Origin of the sequence: Paenibacillus oryzisoli (assembly GCF_050467285.1) — a bacterium.
Taxonomy (GTDB): Bacteria; Bacillota; Bacilli; order Paenibacillales; family NBRC-103111; genus Paenibacillus_E; species Paenibacillus_E oryzisoli_A.
Map to the genome: position 1 here is coordinate 78,738 of NZ_JBCMUN010000011.1, position 14,515 is coordinate 93,252.

Annotated in this window: 15 protein-coding genes; 9 read left to right on the forward strand and 6 right to left on the reverse strand. The window is 55.1% G+C overall.

The window, feature by feature from the left end; translation table 11 throughout:
• Nucleotides 1–8: 8 nt before the first annotated feature.
• The 3 genes from lepB to ABE504_RS19590 all read right to left on the reverse strand — a co-directional run bounded on the left by lepB (nt 9) and on the right by ABE504_RS19590 (nt 1,712).
• On the reverse strand, nt 9–581 hold the full coding sequence (gene lepB, locus ABE504_RS19580) for a signal peptidase I (RefSeq protein ID WP_430091783.1): 573 nt from the start codon (nt 579–581) through the stop codon (nt 9–11).
• Nucleotides 578–1,138, reverse strand: coding sequence for a DUF402 domain-containing protein (locus ABE504_RS19585; protein WP_430091785.1), 561 nt, complete (start codon nt 1,136–1,138; stop codon nt 578–580). The genes lepB and ABE504_RS19585 overlap by 4 nt, the downstream gene beginning before the upstream one ends.
• Nucleotides 1,139–1,280: 142 nt before the next feature.
• Nucleotides 1,281–1,712 (reverse strand): GNAT family N-acetyltransferase, encoded by a 432-nt coding sequence (locus ABE504_RS19590; protein WP_430091787.1) that lies wholly within the window; start codon nt 1,710–1,712, stop codon nt 1,281–1,283.
• Between the two features lie 323 nt (nt 1,713–2,035).
• On the opposite strand from ABE504_RS19590, the gene ABE504_RS19595 reads away from it, so the two are divergent.
• From ABE504_RS19595 to ABE504_RS19620, 6 genes are all read left to right on the forward strand, one after another.
• Nucleotides 2,036–3,607, forward strand: a complete 1,572-nt coding sequence (locus ABE504_RS19595) for a spore germination protein (protein WP_430091789.1) — start codon at nt 2,036–2,038, stop codon at nt 3,605–3,607.
• Nucleotides 3,604–4,701, forward strand: a complete 1,098-nt coding sequence (locus ABE504_RS19600; protein ID WP_430091790.1) for a GerAB/ArcD/ProY family transporter — start codon at nt 3,604–3,606, stop codon at nt 4,699–4,701. Before ABE504_RS19595 ends, ABE504_RS19600 begins: the two co-directional genes overlap by 4 nt.
• On the forward strand, nt 4,701–5,840 hold the full coding sequence (locus ABE504_RS19605; protein WP_430091792.1) for a Ger(x)C family spore germination protein: 1,140 nt from the start codon (nt 4,701–4,703) through the stop codon (nt 5,838–5,840). Before ABE504_RS19600 ends, ABE504_RS19605 begins: the two co-directional genes overlap by 1 nt.
• 75 nt (nt 5,841–5,915) lie before the next feature.
• The gene (locus tag ABE504_RS19610; RefSeq protein ID WP_430091793.1) at nt 5,916–6,134 is read left to right on the forward strand and encodes a hypothetical protein; all 219 of its coding nucleotides are present in this window, start codon (nt 5,916–5,918) and stop codon (nt 6,132–6,134) included.
• Nucleotides 6,135–6,244: 110 nt separating this feature from the next.
• Entirely contained in the window at nt 6,245–6,856 is a 612-nt protein-coding gene (locus tag ABE504_RS19615) for a superoxide dismutase (protein ID WP_430079479.1), read from the forward strand.
• A gap of 227 nt (nt 6,857–7,083) precedes the next feature.
• Complete coding sequence (locus tag ABE504_RS19620) at nt 7,084–7,767, forward strand: Crp/Fnr family transcriptional regulator (RefSeq protein ID WP_430091795.1); 684 nt, start codon at nt 7,084–7,086, stop codon at nt 7,765–7,767.
• A 467-nt stretch (nt 7,768–8,234) separates the two neighbouring features.
• On the opposite strand, the gene mutY is transcribed toward ABE504_RS19620, so the two are convergent.
• On the reverse strand, nt 8,235–9,386 hold the full coding sequence (gene mutY / locus ABE504_RS19625; RefSeq protein WP_430091797.1) for an A/G-specific adenine glycosylase: 1,152 nt from the start codon (nt 9,384–9,386) through the stop codon (nt 8,235–8,237).
• A 107-nt stretch (nt 9,387–9,493) separates the two neighbouring features.
• Here mutY and ABE504_RS19630 point away from each other — a divergent pair, with 107 nt between their 5' ends.
• Nucleotides 9,494–10,060, forward strand: coding sequence for a hypothetical protein (locus ABE504_RS19630; protein WP_430091799.1), 567 nt, complete (start codon nt 9,494–9,496; stop codon nt 10,058–10,060).
• A 434-nt stretch (nt 10,061–10,494) separates the two neighbouring features.
• On the opposite strand, the gene ABE504_RS19635 is transcribed toward ABE504_RS19630, so the two are convergent.
• A complete protein-coding gene (locus ABE504_RS19635; RefSeq protein ID WP_430092104.1) occupies nt 10,495–11,871 on the reverse strand; it encodes an MFS transporter in 1,377 nt (458 codons plus the stop codon).
• 156 nt (nt 11,872–12,027) lie between these two features.
• On the opposite strand from ABE504_RS19635, the gene ABE504_RS19640 reads away from it, so the two are divergent.
• Nucleotides 12,028–12,921, forward strand: a complete 894-nt coding sequence (locus ABE504_RS19640) for a helix-turn-helix transcriptional regulator (RefSeq protein WP_430091800.1) — start codon at nt 12,028–12,030, stop codon at nt 12,919–12,921.
• Between the two features lie 3 nt (nt 12,922–12,924).
• On the opposite strand, the gene acpS is transcribed toward ABE504_RS19640, so the two are convergent.
• A complete protein-coding gene (gene acpS / locus ABE504_RS19645; protein WP_430092106.1) occupies nt 12,925–13,332 on the reverse strand; it encodes a holo-ACP synthase in 408 nt (135 codons plus the stop codon).
• Between the two features lie 180 nt (nt 13,333–13,512).
• Here acpS and ABE504_RS19650 point away from each other — a divergent pair, with 180 nt between their 5' ends.
• Nucleotides 13,513–14,490 carry an aldo/keto reductase gene (locus ABE504_RS19650; RefSeq protein ID WP_430091801.1) on the forward strand — a complete coding sequence of 326 codons (978 nt, stop codon included), beginning with the start codon at nt 13,513–13,515 and terminating at the stop codon, nt 14,488–14,490.
• Nucleotides 14,491–14,515 lie beyond the last annotated feature (25 nt).

The window sequence follows — 14,515 nt, forward strand, 5'->3', positions numbered from 1 at the left end:
TCCCCTCCTTACAGCCGCTGCGCTTCCCGCAGCGGCCACATAATATAATCCGCTCGCCCTTCGACGAGCGAAGTCGATACGACACCGAACGAGCGGCTGTCCGCGCTCGCCAGCGCGTGCCGGTTGTCGCCCATGACGAACACTTCGTCAGCGCCGACAACGGTCGGTCCGTAATCCCCGTCTTCAATCAGGGTATCCGAATATGGCTCGGCCAAACGTTCGCCATTCACATACAGGAAGCCTGTGCGCACCATGACTTCGTCACCGGCGACCGCGACGACGCGCTTCACCAGGAATGGCCGATTCTCCGCCTCCTCTGGCAGCGGCTCCTCTAAGATAATCACTTCCCCGCGCTTGGGCGCGCGTAGATGGGTAATGGCTTTGTTCACGAACAACCACTCTCCGTCCTGCAGGGTAGGCTGCATGGAATGTCCGCGAACTGCCGCGATATTGAAACCGTAGGCATGAAGCACGAAAACAACAAGAAGAGCTACAAGAATGGACTTCGTCCAATCCCACAGCTCATGCAGGTAGCCCTTCGCTTCTTGCGCCTGTCCGGGGGTAGACACCTGCCTGTTCATTCTTCATTCTCCCCGTTCTTATACGCTTCCCACTGCTCGAAGTAAGATACGACCGTCTCGTCGTGAAACGGCGGCTTGTCCGCGTTCACGAGCGCAAGAAGTGCAGCGAGCCCATCCCGCACTTTCGCTTCTACAATGGGCGAGTAATGATAAATTTGCTTGTGCCGCTCATACTCGTCCTGATCGACAATATGCACAGAACGATCCGGCAGACGAATGACATCCAAATCGTAATCAATGTAAGTCAGAACGTTCTGCGACAAATATAGCGGCGACGCCACATTGCAATAATAACGGACGCCGGATTCCTCCATCAGCGCGACGATGTTGAACCACATTTTCGGAATAAAAAAAGATACGCCCGGAATCCGGCTCACCCATTCCTTGCCGTCAGCCTCCTGAATTTTCGTCTGGCTGTTGATGAACACGATCATGCCCTGCCGCCGATGCTCTTCCGTGAGGATATGCTGCGGGACCCGCCAATTCGTCAGCCACATCCGGTGCAGATGCCCATCATGTTTGAAGCTTTTGATCACATAAGGCGTGAATTGTTCCATGTCCGAAGCTCCTCTGCCTGAATTGCTGCCGATACGTTACCTTATTATATAGAAAAGCATATCTGACCCCCAAATGCAATGGCGGTGCAGATATGCTTCTCGTCCGTAGGATAAGGATGGCGTGCAGGAGCATGTCCTTGGCTTACACACTCACCTTTTTCACAATGCTTAAACGGTGGGCGGCACGGGAAAAATCAGCGGCGCCGTAGCCAGCTGACTCGTAAACAGGCAGTACAATTTCATTATGGACGTCGACAGTCACCATGATCTTCTTCACATTGCGTTGAAGGAAACGCTGCTTCATCGCCTCGATTAAGGCTTTGCCAATTCCCTTGCGCTGGTAGTCCGGTGCGACGGCAATTCGGTAATAATAGCCGTTGTTGTTATCGATCGTCCCGATAATCAAGCCGACAACCTGATCATCTTCCTCCGCGATTAGGACCAGTTCCGTATCCCAAGATAGCTGACGTGCAAAAGCTTCCATTGTTTCTTCGTAGCAAGTTTCCGACAGAACATCTTCCAGAAGTTCTTTGACTGAAGAGATATCTCCAAGCTGAAATGAACGAACATGCATACGGTTTCTCTCCCAATTCCTTATATATTTAGTGTCCGGGTAGGACCTTAAAGCCGCCATCACTTTATCTAAATTTAATCGTAAATTAATAATTACGACAAAAAATTACGAATTCCTGCTGAAATTGTGTTAAATTTCACAAAAATCTACGTTTTTTTTGTAATATCTCCTGAAAACGCTTTATTGCAAGCGTTTTCATCGTTTTTCTGTTTTCTAACCTTAGTCCTAGTTCCAAATTCCTCCTCTCCGACGTATAAAATGGCAAATCCCATGGGAAAGTAAGGAAAGATTAGCCTAGTATGCAGGTTAGGAGAGAAACTGAAATGGAATTCCTCCGCCGTATGTTTCGAACCGCTTCTCTCAAAAAGAAAATTCATATGCGTTCTGAGTCTGCATCCTCGCTTCCATCCGACCGCGGCACGCTGGCTTCAGAACTTTCGGACAATTTGGCGAGGCTGTCTGCCGAATTCAGCCATACGCCCGATTTGATCGTGCGCACCTTCACTTATAAGCAAACTGGCGCCAAGGCAGCGTTGGTCTATTTGGAAGGGCTCGTCGACAAAAACGCCATCAATAACCATGTGCTTCGCCAATTGATGTTTCAGACGATAGACAACTCTCCTGGAGAGGCTGCCGAGCTTCCGGTCGCCGTCGGTGAAATGCACAGCCTTGCCGACTGGGGCGATGTGGAGCATACGCTGCTGCATGGGTATAGCATTTTATTCATTGACGGCCAGTTCCCGTCCTACGCCTTGGAGACACAGGGCTGGCCGCAGCGCGCCATCTCGGATTCCCAGATCGAGGCTTCTTTAAAAGGAGCCCATCAAGGCTTCATTGAAACCGGCAGCCACAATATTGCGCTAATCCGGCGTTATATCTCCACACGCGAGCTGAAAATCAAAGAACTTCTGGTCGGCGAGAGGACCAAAAACCAGATTTCCATTCTCTATCTGGAGGATGTCGCCCTGCCTGAGCTGGTGGAAGAGCTTGAACAACGTATCCGCAGTCTGCAGGTGGATTGCATTCTGAACACGGGCGAGCTGGCGGAACTCATCGAGGACAACCCGTTTACCTTCTTTCCGCAAATGATTACCACGGAGCGTCCGGATTCCGCCGCATCGCAGCTGCTGCAGGGGCGGCTCTGCGTCGTCGTCGACCGCTCCTCCAGCGTGCTGATCACGCCTGTCAATCTGGCGGCTTTTTTTCAAGGCATCGACGATTACAGCACCCGCTGGCCCATCGCCACGTTCTTTCGGCTGCTGCGCTTTTTTGCTTGCCTGATCGCTGCTTTTCTGCCGGCTTTCTATATTGCCTGTATTTCTTTCAACCATGAGCTGATCCCGCTGGATCTCATTTTGTCGATCGGCGAATTCCGCTCCGCCGTGCCGTTCCCCCCCTTCATTGAAGCGCTGATTATGGAGATCATGCTGGAAATGCTGCGGGAGGCTGGCGTTCGGCTCCCCGCTCCGATCGGCCAAACCGTCGGGATCGTCGGCGGGATCGTCATCGGACAGGCGGCCGTTCAAGCGGGTATCGTCAGCAACCTCATGGTTGTCGTCGTCGCGTCCACTGCCGTTGCCTCCTTCATCCTGCCGAACTATGACATGGCGGCGGCTGTCCGGCTCATCCGCTTTCCGATGATGACACTTGCCTCTCTGTTCGGCATTATCGGGATCGTGTCAGGGATGATGTTCATCATCGGCCGATTGATTTCGCTGCAATCGCTTGGCGAAGCATACACCTCCCCTTTTGCCCCGATGCGAGTTAAGGACTGGAAAGACGTCTTTGTTCGGCTTCCGATCAAGCGAATGGGCGCACGCCCCATAAGTATCCGGTCGCTGCAAAAGAAGCGTTACGGCACACCGCCTGTGAAGAAAGGAGACGATTCCGCATGATGCCAGGGAAAGGCGCCCAAATTACCTTGCTGCAATACGTACTGACCATCCACAGCGTGCAGGTCGGCGCAGGGCTGATCCCGCTGCCCGGCGAACTGGCCAAAGGCTGCGGCACCGACGGCTGGATTGCCTTGATCCTGGGCTATATCGTCTCCACAGCGGCCAGCCTGATCATCGTTCAGGTCATGAAACATCATCCGCAAGGCACGATTACGGATCTGGTTGCCCATTATTTCGGTCGATGGGCCGCGAAAGGCTTAATGATCGTTTTTATCTGCTACTTGATTCCGTTTATGTACTTTATTTATCATCGGATGGCCCTGCTCGTTCAAAACTGGATTATGCAGCAAACCAGCCTCTACCTGCTCATGCTGCTTTTTCTGCCGCCCGCTTATGTCATCACGAAAGGCGGTTTCCGCATTTTCAGCCGGTATGCCGAAATCACGTTCATCCTCAGCCTGTTCATCCCGTTAGCACTGCTTTTTCTGCTTAAGCATGCGCATTGGATTCATTTGCTGCCTATTGTGCAGAATGGCTGGATGCCGATTTTTCGAACGCTTCGCTCTACGCTCGTTACGTTTTTCGGCTTTGAAATGGCCTTTTTCCTCTATCCTTACTTGGAAAAGCAAAAAGCGGCTTCCCTCGGCATCGTGCTAGCCAATACGATTACGCTTTGCGTCTATCTCTTTTTCACGCTGCTGAGCTACGTGATTTTCAGCCCCGACGAGCTCACGATTTATCACAATACGCTCATTTCCCTGTTTAAAATGGTGGAATTCCGCTTCGTCGAACGCTACGACATTCTGATTCTGTCCGTCTATCTGCTGCTCATTATGCGTACTTGGCTGCCCATGATGATCGCTGTTGCCATCTGTACGAAACAGCTTGGGATTAAAGGCTCCTCCGGGCTGCATATCGGCATCTTGCTTGCCGGCATGGTAATGGCAACGTGGCTGTACAATCCCAGCTGGAATTTCAGCACGCGCCTGGACAACTGGCTGCTCTATGCCGGCTCAGCGGTCGCCTTGGGGCTGCCGCTCCTCCTATGGGCGCTGCTGTCCGGTCGCCGGCTGTTCGTGAGGAGGCTGACGTGATGCTGCCCCGCCTGTGCCACCTGTGCCGACGCACGCCGGGACTCTTGCTGCTGTGCGCCCTGCTTGCGCTCCTCCCAGGCTGCCAAGACCGCCTGGCTTTGGAAAATATTACGCTCGTGCTCACGCTCGGCATCGATCTGGACAGCAACAATGATCTCGTCTTTTACGCCTCCAGCCCTGTCTTTAACAAGGAAGCGAAGGAGAAGAACGAGGTCTCTACCGTGAGCGCCCTGACACTGAAGGATGCGCGGAATGAACTGGAAGGGCGAGTGTCAGCACTCATCAGCTCAGGGAAAATCCAGAATATTGTCGTGGGCAAGCGCGTGCTCTCCCATCCCGGTTGGTTCCGCCTCCTGGATATGGTCTACCGCGATCCGAAAACGACCGTGACGGCCAGAGTCATCGCCTTTGACGGCGCTGTCAAGGATATGATCTACTTCGCGCCGCGCGATAAGCGCAGGATGCCCCTCCATCTCGCCAAGCTGGTCGACACCGCGCATGACCGCAACCTGGTGCAGCTGACAACCCTTTTTGAGCTTCATCGCCAAATGTATGAAAAAGGGATGACGCCCTACCTCAGCTTTATCACCAAGAAAGACGAGCTGGTGGCTGCAGGAACAGCGCTGCTGACGAAGAAAGGCACGTTCGCTTATACGTTAAGCCATAAGGAAAACCAATACTTGCAAATGCTTCAGGATGAAAAGGAAGGCCCGCTGAGTCTCACCCTTCCTCTGCCGGAGCAAGACGGCGAGTCCTTGTTTAACACGGGCGCCGTCAGCTTCTACGTGCTGGAATTGAAACGCAGCCTCCACACGCGCTATGCGGACGGCCGGTTTCATTTTGACATCACGCTTGCCATGCCGATTCAACTGACGGAGAAGTTATTTGAATTTGATGTGTTCCAGCATGCGCCTAAGCTGGAGGCTCAGATTAACGCCGAGATGACCAAAGACATCAGTGCGCTGATCGCGAACCTGCAGAAGCACGAACTCGATCCGATCGGGTTGGGCCTTTATGCGCGCGGCCATGCCTTCCATGAATGGGAGAAGGTAAAGGACGATTGGGGACACGCCTTCGCGCAGGCGGAAATCACGGTGCATGTGCAAGCTAGCATTAAAAATATGGGAGAGACGATCTAACGATGAATAAAATCCGGGAAAATTTCGGAGTTTATAGGAGGATATGCTTGTTGACGGGAAAGCGAGGTGACCCCTATGACGGACGAGAAACTGGATGGCAAGTTGGACGCACACGAATATCCCCGAAAAATTCCGGATTTTCAGTTTCTGAGCACAAAAAAACCGGAGGAATGGACCGAAATCGAGCTGCTCCAGCTGCATCGCACGATGAGCGATTTGTCCCCCTACTTGCATGAGCAGGACACGGCGATGCACAATCAGATCACCCGGGAGATGGAACGACGCGGTATCTGACAAGGATAGCCCGGAGGACGGCCGACTTAGTAAACACAGATGTTGCTTTATTAGCTGAATTCCTTCATAATGAGGAGGAACATACATACTATTTAGGAGGTTTTATTCGAATGGCACACCAATTACCAGCTCTTCCTTATGCAAACGACGCGCTTGAGCCGCACATCGACGCAAAAACGATGGAAATCCATCACGACCGTCACCATAACGCTTACGTAACAAACCTCAACGCAGCTTTGGACAAACATCCAGCTCTGCACGAAAAATCCTTGAACGACCTGATCGCTGACCTGAACAGCGTTCCTGAAGATATCCGCACAGCGGTTCGCAACAACGGCGGCGGCCACGCTAACCACTCCCTGTTCTGGGAAGTTATCGGCCCTAACGGCGGCGGCGCACCAACTGGCGCACTGGCAGCAGCGATCGAAAGCGAGCTTGGCGGCTTCGAGAAATTCAAAGCTGACTTCTCCGCAGCAGCTACAACACGCTTTGGTTCCGGCTGGGCGTTCCTGGCTGTTGACAAAGCAGGCAAACTGAAAGTGTACAGCTTGCCGAACCAAGACAGCCCAATCATGGAAGGCGAAACGCCAATCCTTGGTCTGGACGTTTGGGAGCACGCTTACTACCTGAACTACCAAAACAAACGCCCTGACTACATCGCAGCGTTCTGGAACGTTGTGAACTGGGCGGAAGTTGGCAAACGTTACGACGCAGCGAAGTAATTCGCTTGAAGAGGCTCTGATCCTGCGGGATCGGGGCCTTTTTTTGCGTTGCGGGAGGCATTCGCTCGAAGGTCCGCCAGCCACTCCCAGCCGCACTCCAGCCCCCGGACACGCGGTCATTTCTTGCAGCACGCACGTCAGACTGCTCCCACATTTCTCCTTTACGCCGTTTCTGTAAACATGTACCATAAAGCTGAATGATCTTCCAAATCGAGGAGCTGAACCGCTTGAGAACCATCGTTTCGTTATTGCAGCACGTTCCCCTCTTCCAAGAGTTGGCTCAAGACGACTTATTCGGGATCGCCCCGTTATTTACAGAGAAGCATGTGAAGAAAGGCAAGATTTTGTTCGTGGAAGGCGACGTCGGCGAGGAATTGTTCCTCATGGCATCCGGCGTGGCCAAAATCTACCGCGTCGACAACGACAAGGAAGTGACCTTGGCGTTGTTCCGCGAGGGCGACTTTTTCGGCGAAATGTCGCTGATCAGCACAGGCCAGACCCGCTCCGCGACGGCGGAGACGATGGAGGCCAGCACGCTGTACGTGCTGAACCGCATGGCGTTCACCGGCTTCATGGAAAAGAGCCCCAGGCTGTGCCTGAAGCTCTTGGAAACGACGATGCAGCGGCTGCGTCATGCCAACGATCAAATCTACGATTTGACGTTCCTTGGCGTACGCTCGCGCATCCTGAAAATGATGCTGCGGCTCTCCGAGCAGCACGGCACCCGCACGCCCGAAGGGCTGCTGATCAACGTGAAGCTCACGCACCAAGAGCTCGCCAATATGGTCGGCACCGTGCGCGAGTCCGTCACGAAAGTGCTGCAGGAGCTGCTCGACGATGGCCTGATCCACATTGATAAAAAGTTAATCACGTTAAAAGATCCGGAGGCTTTGCGGGCAGAATTGCGGTAGGAAAGTTGCCAAGACGTTGGGCAGGATGCTCCGGGCAACACTGCTCTTGACCTTGGGCATGGGCGCTCCGAGCGGCACAGCTCCGAACCTCGGGATGAGGCTTTCCGAACGGCACAGCTCCTGAACCTTGGGCGGGGCCGCTCCGAACGGCACAGCTCCTGAACCTTGGCCGGGGGCTCTCCGAACGGCACAGCTCCTGAACCTTGGGCAGGGGCTCTCCGAACACCCAAACCTGCAAAAGTGCAGGAATTCCCCTCTGTTCCCTTCCTGATTCGATGAATGCCTGCAAAAAGGCAGGAATCTGGGGCGAGGCCTCTATTTTCGGGCGAGTTTGGCTTGAAAAACTGCTTTATCGCAGGCATTTGGCTGAAAGCGGCATTTTTTGAGATAAATTCCTGCCTTTTTGCAGGAATCAGCCCCTTCGCCTCGGCAAACAGGGCGGTACATAAGTTTTTCCGGCAGCTCGCCTACTCCCCCTGCTCCTGCCATTCCCGCATAATGCGGACGAACACGTTCGGGAAGGCATAGTCGCCTAGATCTTCCGGTCCGACCCAGCGGTAGTGAAACGGCACCCAGCCGTCGCCGGCGGATTGGCTCGCGCTAGTCCCAGCCCGTGGTCCTTGTCCACTAGCGGGGAGCAGCTTGGCCCGGTACACTTTCATTTTCCAGACGATATGGCTGAAAATATGCTCTGTGTCCATGAACCAGCCCTCCGGCTGGATGACGATCTGCTCTTGCTCGGCGAGCAGGCTGCGCAGCTCGGTCTGATTCTCCTCGTCGGACTGCCAAGCGTCCGAATTCCAGGCGACGTGCGGCAGCTCCCACATTTTGGCGAGGAGCCCCTCCTGCGGGCGCTGGCGGATGAGCCACTTGCCCGCGTTCTCCCCCGTGCCCTCAATCAAAGCGACGGCGCGCAGTTCCGGGCGGGGCGGCTTGGCTTTCTTTTTGATGGGCAGCGCTTCTTCCATCCCGGCTTCCCGGCCTGAGCAGTGCGCCATGACCGGGCATGTGAGGCAGTGCGGCGAACGCGGCGTGCACACCATCGCGCCCAGCTCCATGAGCGCCTGATTGAAGTCGCTGGCCGTGCCTTCGAGAATCAGTTCGCGCGCCAGCTTTTCCATGACCGTCCGGGTCGATGGCTTCATGATGTCTTCTTCAATGAGAAAATAGCGCGACAACACGCGCATGACATTCCCGTCAACTGCCGGCTCCGGCTTGTTGTACGCAATGCTGAGAATCGCGCCCGACGTGTAAGGGCCGACACCCTTGAGCGAGGAGACCTCCTCCTTCGTCTGCGGCACGATGCCGTCATAGCGCTCGTGCACTTCGCGTACGGCGCTTTGCAGATTGCGGACGCGGGAGTAGTAGCCGAGGCCTTCCCAAGCTTTCAGCACCTGCTCTTCCGGCGCGGTTGCGAGCGCCTCCACTGTCGGGAACTGATCGACAAACCGGTGAAAATACGGAATCACCGTATCGACCCGGGTTTGTTGGAGCATCACTTCGGAAATCCATATATAGTAAGGGTTTTTGCTTCGGCGCCAAGGCAAATCGCGTTTATGTCTGCCATACCACTCCAGCAGGTTCGTGGAAAAATACAATTTTTGTTCAGTGCTGTACATGCGCTCTCCTTCTCTATCGGGCCTGTTCACGTTATAATGGATGGATGAATCCATGAACATGGTATCATTATACGAGAAGAATGGAACAGAAAACTAGAGGTGAAAGTATGCAATCGTCCAATCGGGATAGCCGGAAGGCATCGCTGCTCGATAAAAAACAAGCCGCTTTGCAGGGCGCGCAGCGTTTTCTGCCCCTGCTGTTTATTTGGGGAGCGGAGTGGATATTTAACGCCGTTATAGATTTTGCCATCTATTGGCGCGATCTGGACTGGCTGAAAACGGCCGCGTTCATCACGGCGCTAATCGCCAGCTTCGTGCAGGTCTGGTCGCTGCGCAAGTCGGCTGGCGCAGCGGAGATTGGTGATGAGACTGCGCATCCGCTGCTGCTCATCGTGCCGGGACTGCTGCTGATCGCAGCCGTCGTCTTTCTCGAGGCCATCGAGGCGGTCAGCCCCTTGTTCGCGCCGCTCCTGCGCGCGTTCCTGCTCGCCGTCGGCTTCGTCCAGGCCGGCCTTATGCTCGGCCGAGGCCTGATCTACGTCGGCCTTTGGCTTTTCGCGCTGACGGTCGTGATGGGGCTGTGGTACTTAGGCTACTCCGCCGTCATCCTGGAAGGGATGGGCGGGATCGCGTTGGTCGTGAGCGGGTTGATGCTGCGAAGCGGCAAGGCTTGACGGCCTGGCACGTGGCTCGACAAGCAGGCCGAAAGTGGAAAATAGCCAATGCATGGGATATGTGATCCCGTGCATTGGCTATTTGGTTTGATACCCTCTCGGGAGCCCCCTTCGAACCTGCAAAAACTACAGATAAATGCGTCCGAACCAGGCAATTTGGAACATTTACCTGCAAAACTGCAGCTAATTCTTGCGGATTCCCCGGTTTCAGGGCATTCTGGGGGGCGAGGGCGTATTTTAGATGTACAAAATACAGGTGAACCCAACAAATCGCTCGTAGATCCCGAATATAGATGTACTAAATGCAGGTAGTAGGCTGTGTATGCGTGTGTCTTGTGCATGTCTTGGAAACACGTTATCAGCGCAAGGTTACTCCTACGCCTCCTGTAGTCGATTGATGTTGCCTCTCCGCTCAGACCTGCTTCATCCCGGTCTCATCCCTTATTGCGCCCTATATATACGAACGAAAGAATGCTGCCGCCCAGCAAAATAACTGCTGTCACAACGAACGACACCTGCATGCCAGCCATAAACGATTCACTGCCACTCAGCATCGCGCCGAGAATGGCAACGCCCAGTGTCGCGCCAAGCTGTCGGCTTGAATTCAGTGCGCCTGAAGCAGCGCCGGTCTGTTCCTTCGGGACAGCGGAGATCACGGCTGCCATTAACGCCGGAACCGTCAAAGACACGCCGAAGCCGATCAGCAGCAAACCCACCAGAGTAAGCGTATAACCCCCGACCCTCTCCACGCCGACTTGCAAAATCGTCCCCACAGCTCCCAGGCCAAATCCAATTGTCATGGGTATCCTTGCTCCGATACGAGCCACGATTCGACCGGTGAAAATTGGATTGAATGCCATGGGAACCATCATCGGCAGGAGCGCGAGTCCCGCCATATGGGCAGATAATCCGCGAACCTGCCCCCAGTACAAGGGCAGGATGAACAAAATCCCCGAGATGCCGATGTTAATCGCCAGTCCGGCCATCATTCCCGCCGATACCGTGGAATTTCGGAATAGCTGCAGCGGAAGCAGCGGTGTCTTGCCTCTGGCTTCCACTCTTAAGAAGGCGATGGCACATAGCAGGGCCAGCGCGAATGCTCCCATAATAACCGGAGAGCGCCATCCCCATGATTCTCCTTCCATGAGCGCGAAGGACAAAGCAACGATAGCGGCAATCGCCGAGATTTGGCCCGCCAGGTCAAAGCTGCGCTGCGGATGACGGTCGGTTTCGCCTACAAACTGCACCGTCATGATCAGACTGATGACAGCGAGCGGTACATTGAGAAGAAAAATACTCCGCCAACCGAGCGTGTCGACCAACAGTCCGCCGATGACAGGTCCTGAGGCCATCGCGATGCCCGTAACCGCTGCCCATATGCCGAGAGCCCGAGCACGCTGGGCCGGGTCAGGAAACGTATGGGCAAAGAGTGAGAGCGAGGCCGGCAGCAGGGCAGCACCTCCCACACCGAGTATGGCCCGCAAGCCGATAAGTAAACCAAGCGACGGAGCAGCGGCTGACACGGCGGATGCGGCGAGAAATAGTATCAAGCCGCCGATATAGACGCGTTTGGCCCCCAACTTGTCGGCAATCGCCCCCATCGATAGCAGCAAACCCGCGAAAACTATTGTGTAGGCGTTAACCACCCATTGCAGGCCTGTTATCCCTCCGCCCAAATCGACGCGAATAGCCGGCAATGCGACACTGACCACTGTCATATCCAGCAGCACCATAAAGTAACCTAGAGAAAGTCCCAGAAGCAGCAGCGCTTGGGCCATTTTACGGGTACGACCCGCTTGTATTTGCATCATTTGTTCCAAATTGCATTTCTCCTTCCATGCCAAGAATCATTTATCCACCAATTCCTTTCTTAGTGTAAAATAGATCCTATACTAGAACGAGATGATCGTTTATCCTAGGAGTTTTTCTCCTATCTTAAGAATTGGAAGGAGGGCGGGTGGCAACCCATGGAACAATCATCCAATGAACGACTGTATGAGTTGGCTCAGTTTTTGCAGACGCGGCGTGCCCGGATTTCACCCGAACAGGCGGGCTTGCCTAATCGGGGCCGGCGGCGGACGCCAGGACTTCGGCGCGGGGAAGTCGCGCTGCTCTCGGGCATCAGTGTGGACTGGTATACGTGGCTGGAGCAAGCGCGAAACATACAGGTGTCCGCACAAGTGCTGGAGAGTATTGCGCGGGCGCTCCAACTGGATTCGAATGAGCGCAAGCATCTATTTTTGCTGGCGCTCCAGCAGCTGCCTGCCGATCTGGCACCGGCCGAAAGCGCGATCAGCCCGGACTTGCAGCGCTTCCTTGATCTGCAAGGCACGAGTCCGGCCATGGTGATGGATCAGCGGCTGAATGTCGTGGCGTGGAACCGGGTCGCAAGCCTGATTTACGGAGATTATGAGGAGATGCCGGCGCGTGAGCGCAACTCCGTCTGGCGGACATTCACTTCCCCGTATATTCGGCAGTTGCTCCAGGAAACATGGGAAACGCATGCGCGGCACAGACTAGCTCAATTTCGCGCGAACTACGGGAAATTTGCGGGCGATCCATGGTGGATGGCGTTTATTGAGGAATTGAATCAAGTAAGCGAGGAATTCAGGGCATGGTGGCCGGAGCACGATGTGCTCAACGGGCCTGAAGGAGTAAAAATCAACTATCACCCGACGGTTGGATTGCTCACCTTTCATCAAATTTCATTTCTAGTAGCTGACGCGCCCCACCTGACCGTCACGATTAATATCCCATCAAGTGATGACGATACGATCTCCAAATTAAATGCGCTTCTACTGCGTAATTGTAAAAAGAACCAGCCCGATCAAAAGATCGGGCTGGTTCTCTCAAAGGATTGACCATCAAGTTAACGTTGATTCTCTCTCCTCCACAATCGCATACGCCGCCGCCATCGCGCCCGTATGCGTAATGCTCAAATGCAGGCGGTATCCCCCGCCTGCCGCCAGCCCCGCCCGCTGCATCGCCGCGGGCGTCACGGTAACAACCGGCTTGCCGAGCTCATCCGGCAGCACCTCAATATCCTGAAAGCCGATCTGCTTGCCGATGCCGCAGCCGATCGCTTTCACGACCGCTTCCTTCGCAGCGAAGCGGCCCGCCGCAAACTCCGCGAGCCGGCCGCGCCGCTGCGCCGCCAGCTCCCGCTCCGCGGGCGTCAGGATGCGCTCCAGGAACCGCTCCCCTGACGTTCCCTCAAGCATGCGCGCCAGCCGCGCAATTTCGACCAAATCCATGCCGACGCCGATAATCATCGTTTGCTTGCTCCTTTTCGTATCCGTTGTGGTAATGGTGCGTCCACTGTACCCGATTTCGCGCATAAGGTCAAGCCATCGCTTACGTCGAGGTAAGTAAGTAACAGGAATTTCAGCTCTTACCTCTCCGCGCGACTGGGTTTATACTAGGGGAGACTATGAAGCTGGGAGGACGTTAACGTGAAAAGCATGCCCCTAGAACGACGAGGAATATCGAACAGCCGGCTAGTCTATGGCTGCATGGGTTTAGGTGGAGATTGGGCGGGCAGCCCGCTCACCAAGGAAGACTACATCACGGCGGAAAAAGCCATCGAAGCCGCCAATGAAATTGGCATTACCATGTTCGATCATGCGGACATTTATAAAAAAGGCAAAGCCGAAACCGTCTTCGGCGAAGTGCTGAAAAACCGCCCGGACCTGCGCGATCAAATCATCCTGCAGTCCAAATGCGGCATCCGGTTCCCTGATGAGTCCGGCGTACACCGGTTTGATTTTAGCAAAGACCATATCCTTGCATCGGTCGACGGCATTCTGTCGCGCCTTGGCATCGAGCACCTCGACGTGCTGCTCTTGCATCGTCCCGATGCGCTCATGGAGCCGGAAGACATCGCCGCCGCGTTCAATACGCTGCGCTCGGCCGGCAAGGTGCGCCACTTCGGTGTGTCGAACATGACGTCGGCGCAAATGCGCTTCATCCAGAACTCGCTGCCGGAGCCGCTGGTCGTGAATCAGCTTGAGCTTAGCCTCGCGCGGCTCGACTGGATCGAGCAAGGCATTCTGGTGAACCAGAAAGCCGGGCTGAACACGAACTTCGCCGATGGCATCCTCGAGTACTGCCAGATGTCGGACGTGCAGATCCAAGCGTGGGGCCCGCTTGCGAAGGGGCTTTTCTCCGGCGCGGCGAAAGCCGACAGCCCGGAGACGGTGAAGAACACCGCCGCGCTCGTCGCCCAGCTCGCGGCGCAGTACGAAGCCGAGCCGGAAGCCGTCGTGCTCGGCTGGCTCATGAAGCACCCGGCGCGCATCCAGCCGGTGATCGGCACCACCTCCGACAAGCGCGTGCTCGCTTGCCGGGACGCCGTGCGGGTCGCGGACGCGATGACCCGCGAGACGTGGTACGCGCTGCTCGAGAGCTCTCGCGGCGTGCGCGTTCCTTAGGCGGCTGCTTCGCGCAGCCGCACAA

Excerpts from the sequence above, each read along its gene's own strand:
- ABE504_RS19590 (WP_430091787.1), bottom strand. The coding sequence starts at position 1,712 with ATGCATGTTCGTTCATTTCAGCTTGGAGATATCTCTTCAGTCAAAGAA.
- ABE504_RS19595 (WP_430091789.1), top strand. The coding sequence starts at position 2,036 with ATGGAATTCCTCCGCCGTATGTTTCGAACCGCTTCTCTCAAAAAGAAA.
- ABE504_RS19615 (WP_430079479.1), top strand. The coding sequence starts at position 6,245 with ATGGCACACCAATTACCAGCTCTTCCTTATGCAAACGACGCGCTTGAG.
- ABE504_RS19600 (WP_430091790.1), top strand. The coding sequence starts at position 3,604 with ATGATGCCAGGGAAAGGCGCCCAAATTACCTTGCTGCAATACGTACTG.
- ABE504_RS19585 (WP_430091785.1), bottom strand. The coding sequence starts at position 1,138 with ATGGAACAATTCACGCCTTATGTGATCAAAAGCTTCAAACATGATGGG.
- acpS (WP_430092106.1), bottom strand. The coding sequence starts at position 13,332 with ATGATTATCGGCGTCGGCATGGATTTGGTCGAAATTGCGCGGCTGGCG.
- lepB (WP_430091783.1), bottom strand. The coding sequence starts at position 581 with ATGAACAGGCAGGTGTCTACCCCCGGACAGGCGCAAGAAGCGAAGGGC.
- mutY (WP_430091797.1), bottom strand. The coding sequence starts at position 9,386 with ATGTACAGCACTGAACAAAAATTGTATTTTTCCACGAACCTGCTGGAG.
- ABE504_RS19610 (WP_430091793.1), top strand. The coding sequence starts at position 5,916 with ATGACGGACGAGAAACTGGATGGCAAGTTGGACGCACACGAATATCCC.
- ABE504_RS19605 (WP_430091792.1), top strand. The coding sequence starts at position 4,701 with ATGCTGCCCCGCCTGTGCCACCTGTGCCGACGCACGCCGGGACTCTTG.
- ABE504_RS19630 (WP_430091799.1), top strand. The coding sequence starts at position 9,494 with ATGCAATCGTCCAATCGGGATAGCCGGAAGGCATCGCTGCTCGATAAA.
- ABE504_RS19640 (WP_430091800.1), top strand. The coding sequence starts at position 12,028 with ATGGAACAATCATCCAATGAACGACTGTATGAGTTGGCTCAGTTTTTG.
- ABE504_RS19635 (WP_430092104.1), bottom strand. The coding sequence starts at position 11,871 with ATGATGCAAATACAAGCGGGTCGTACCCGTAAAATGGCCCAAGCGCTG.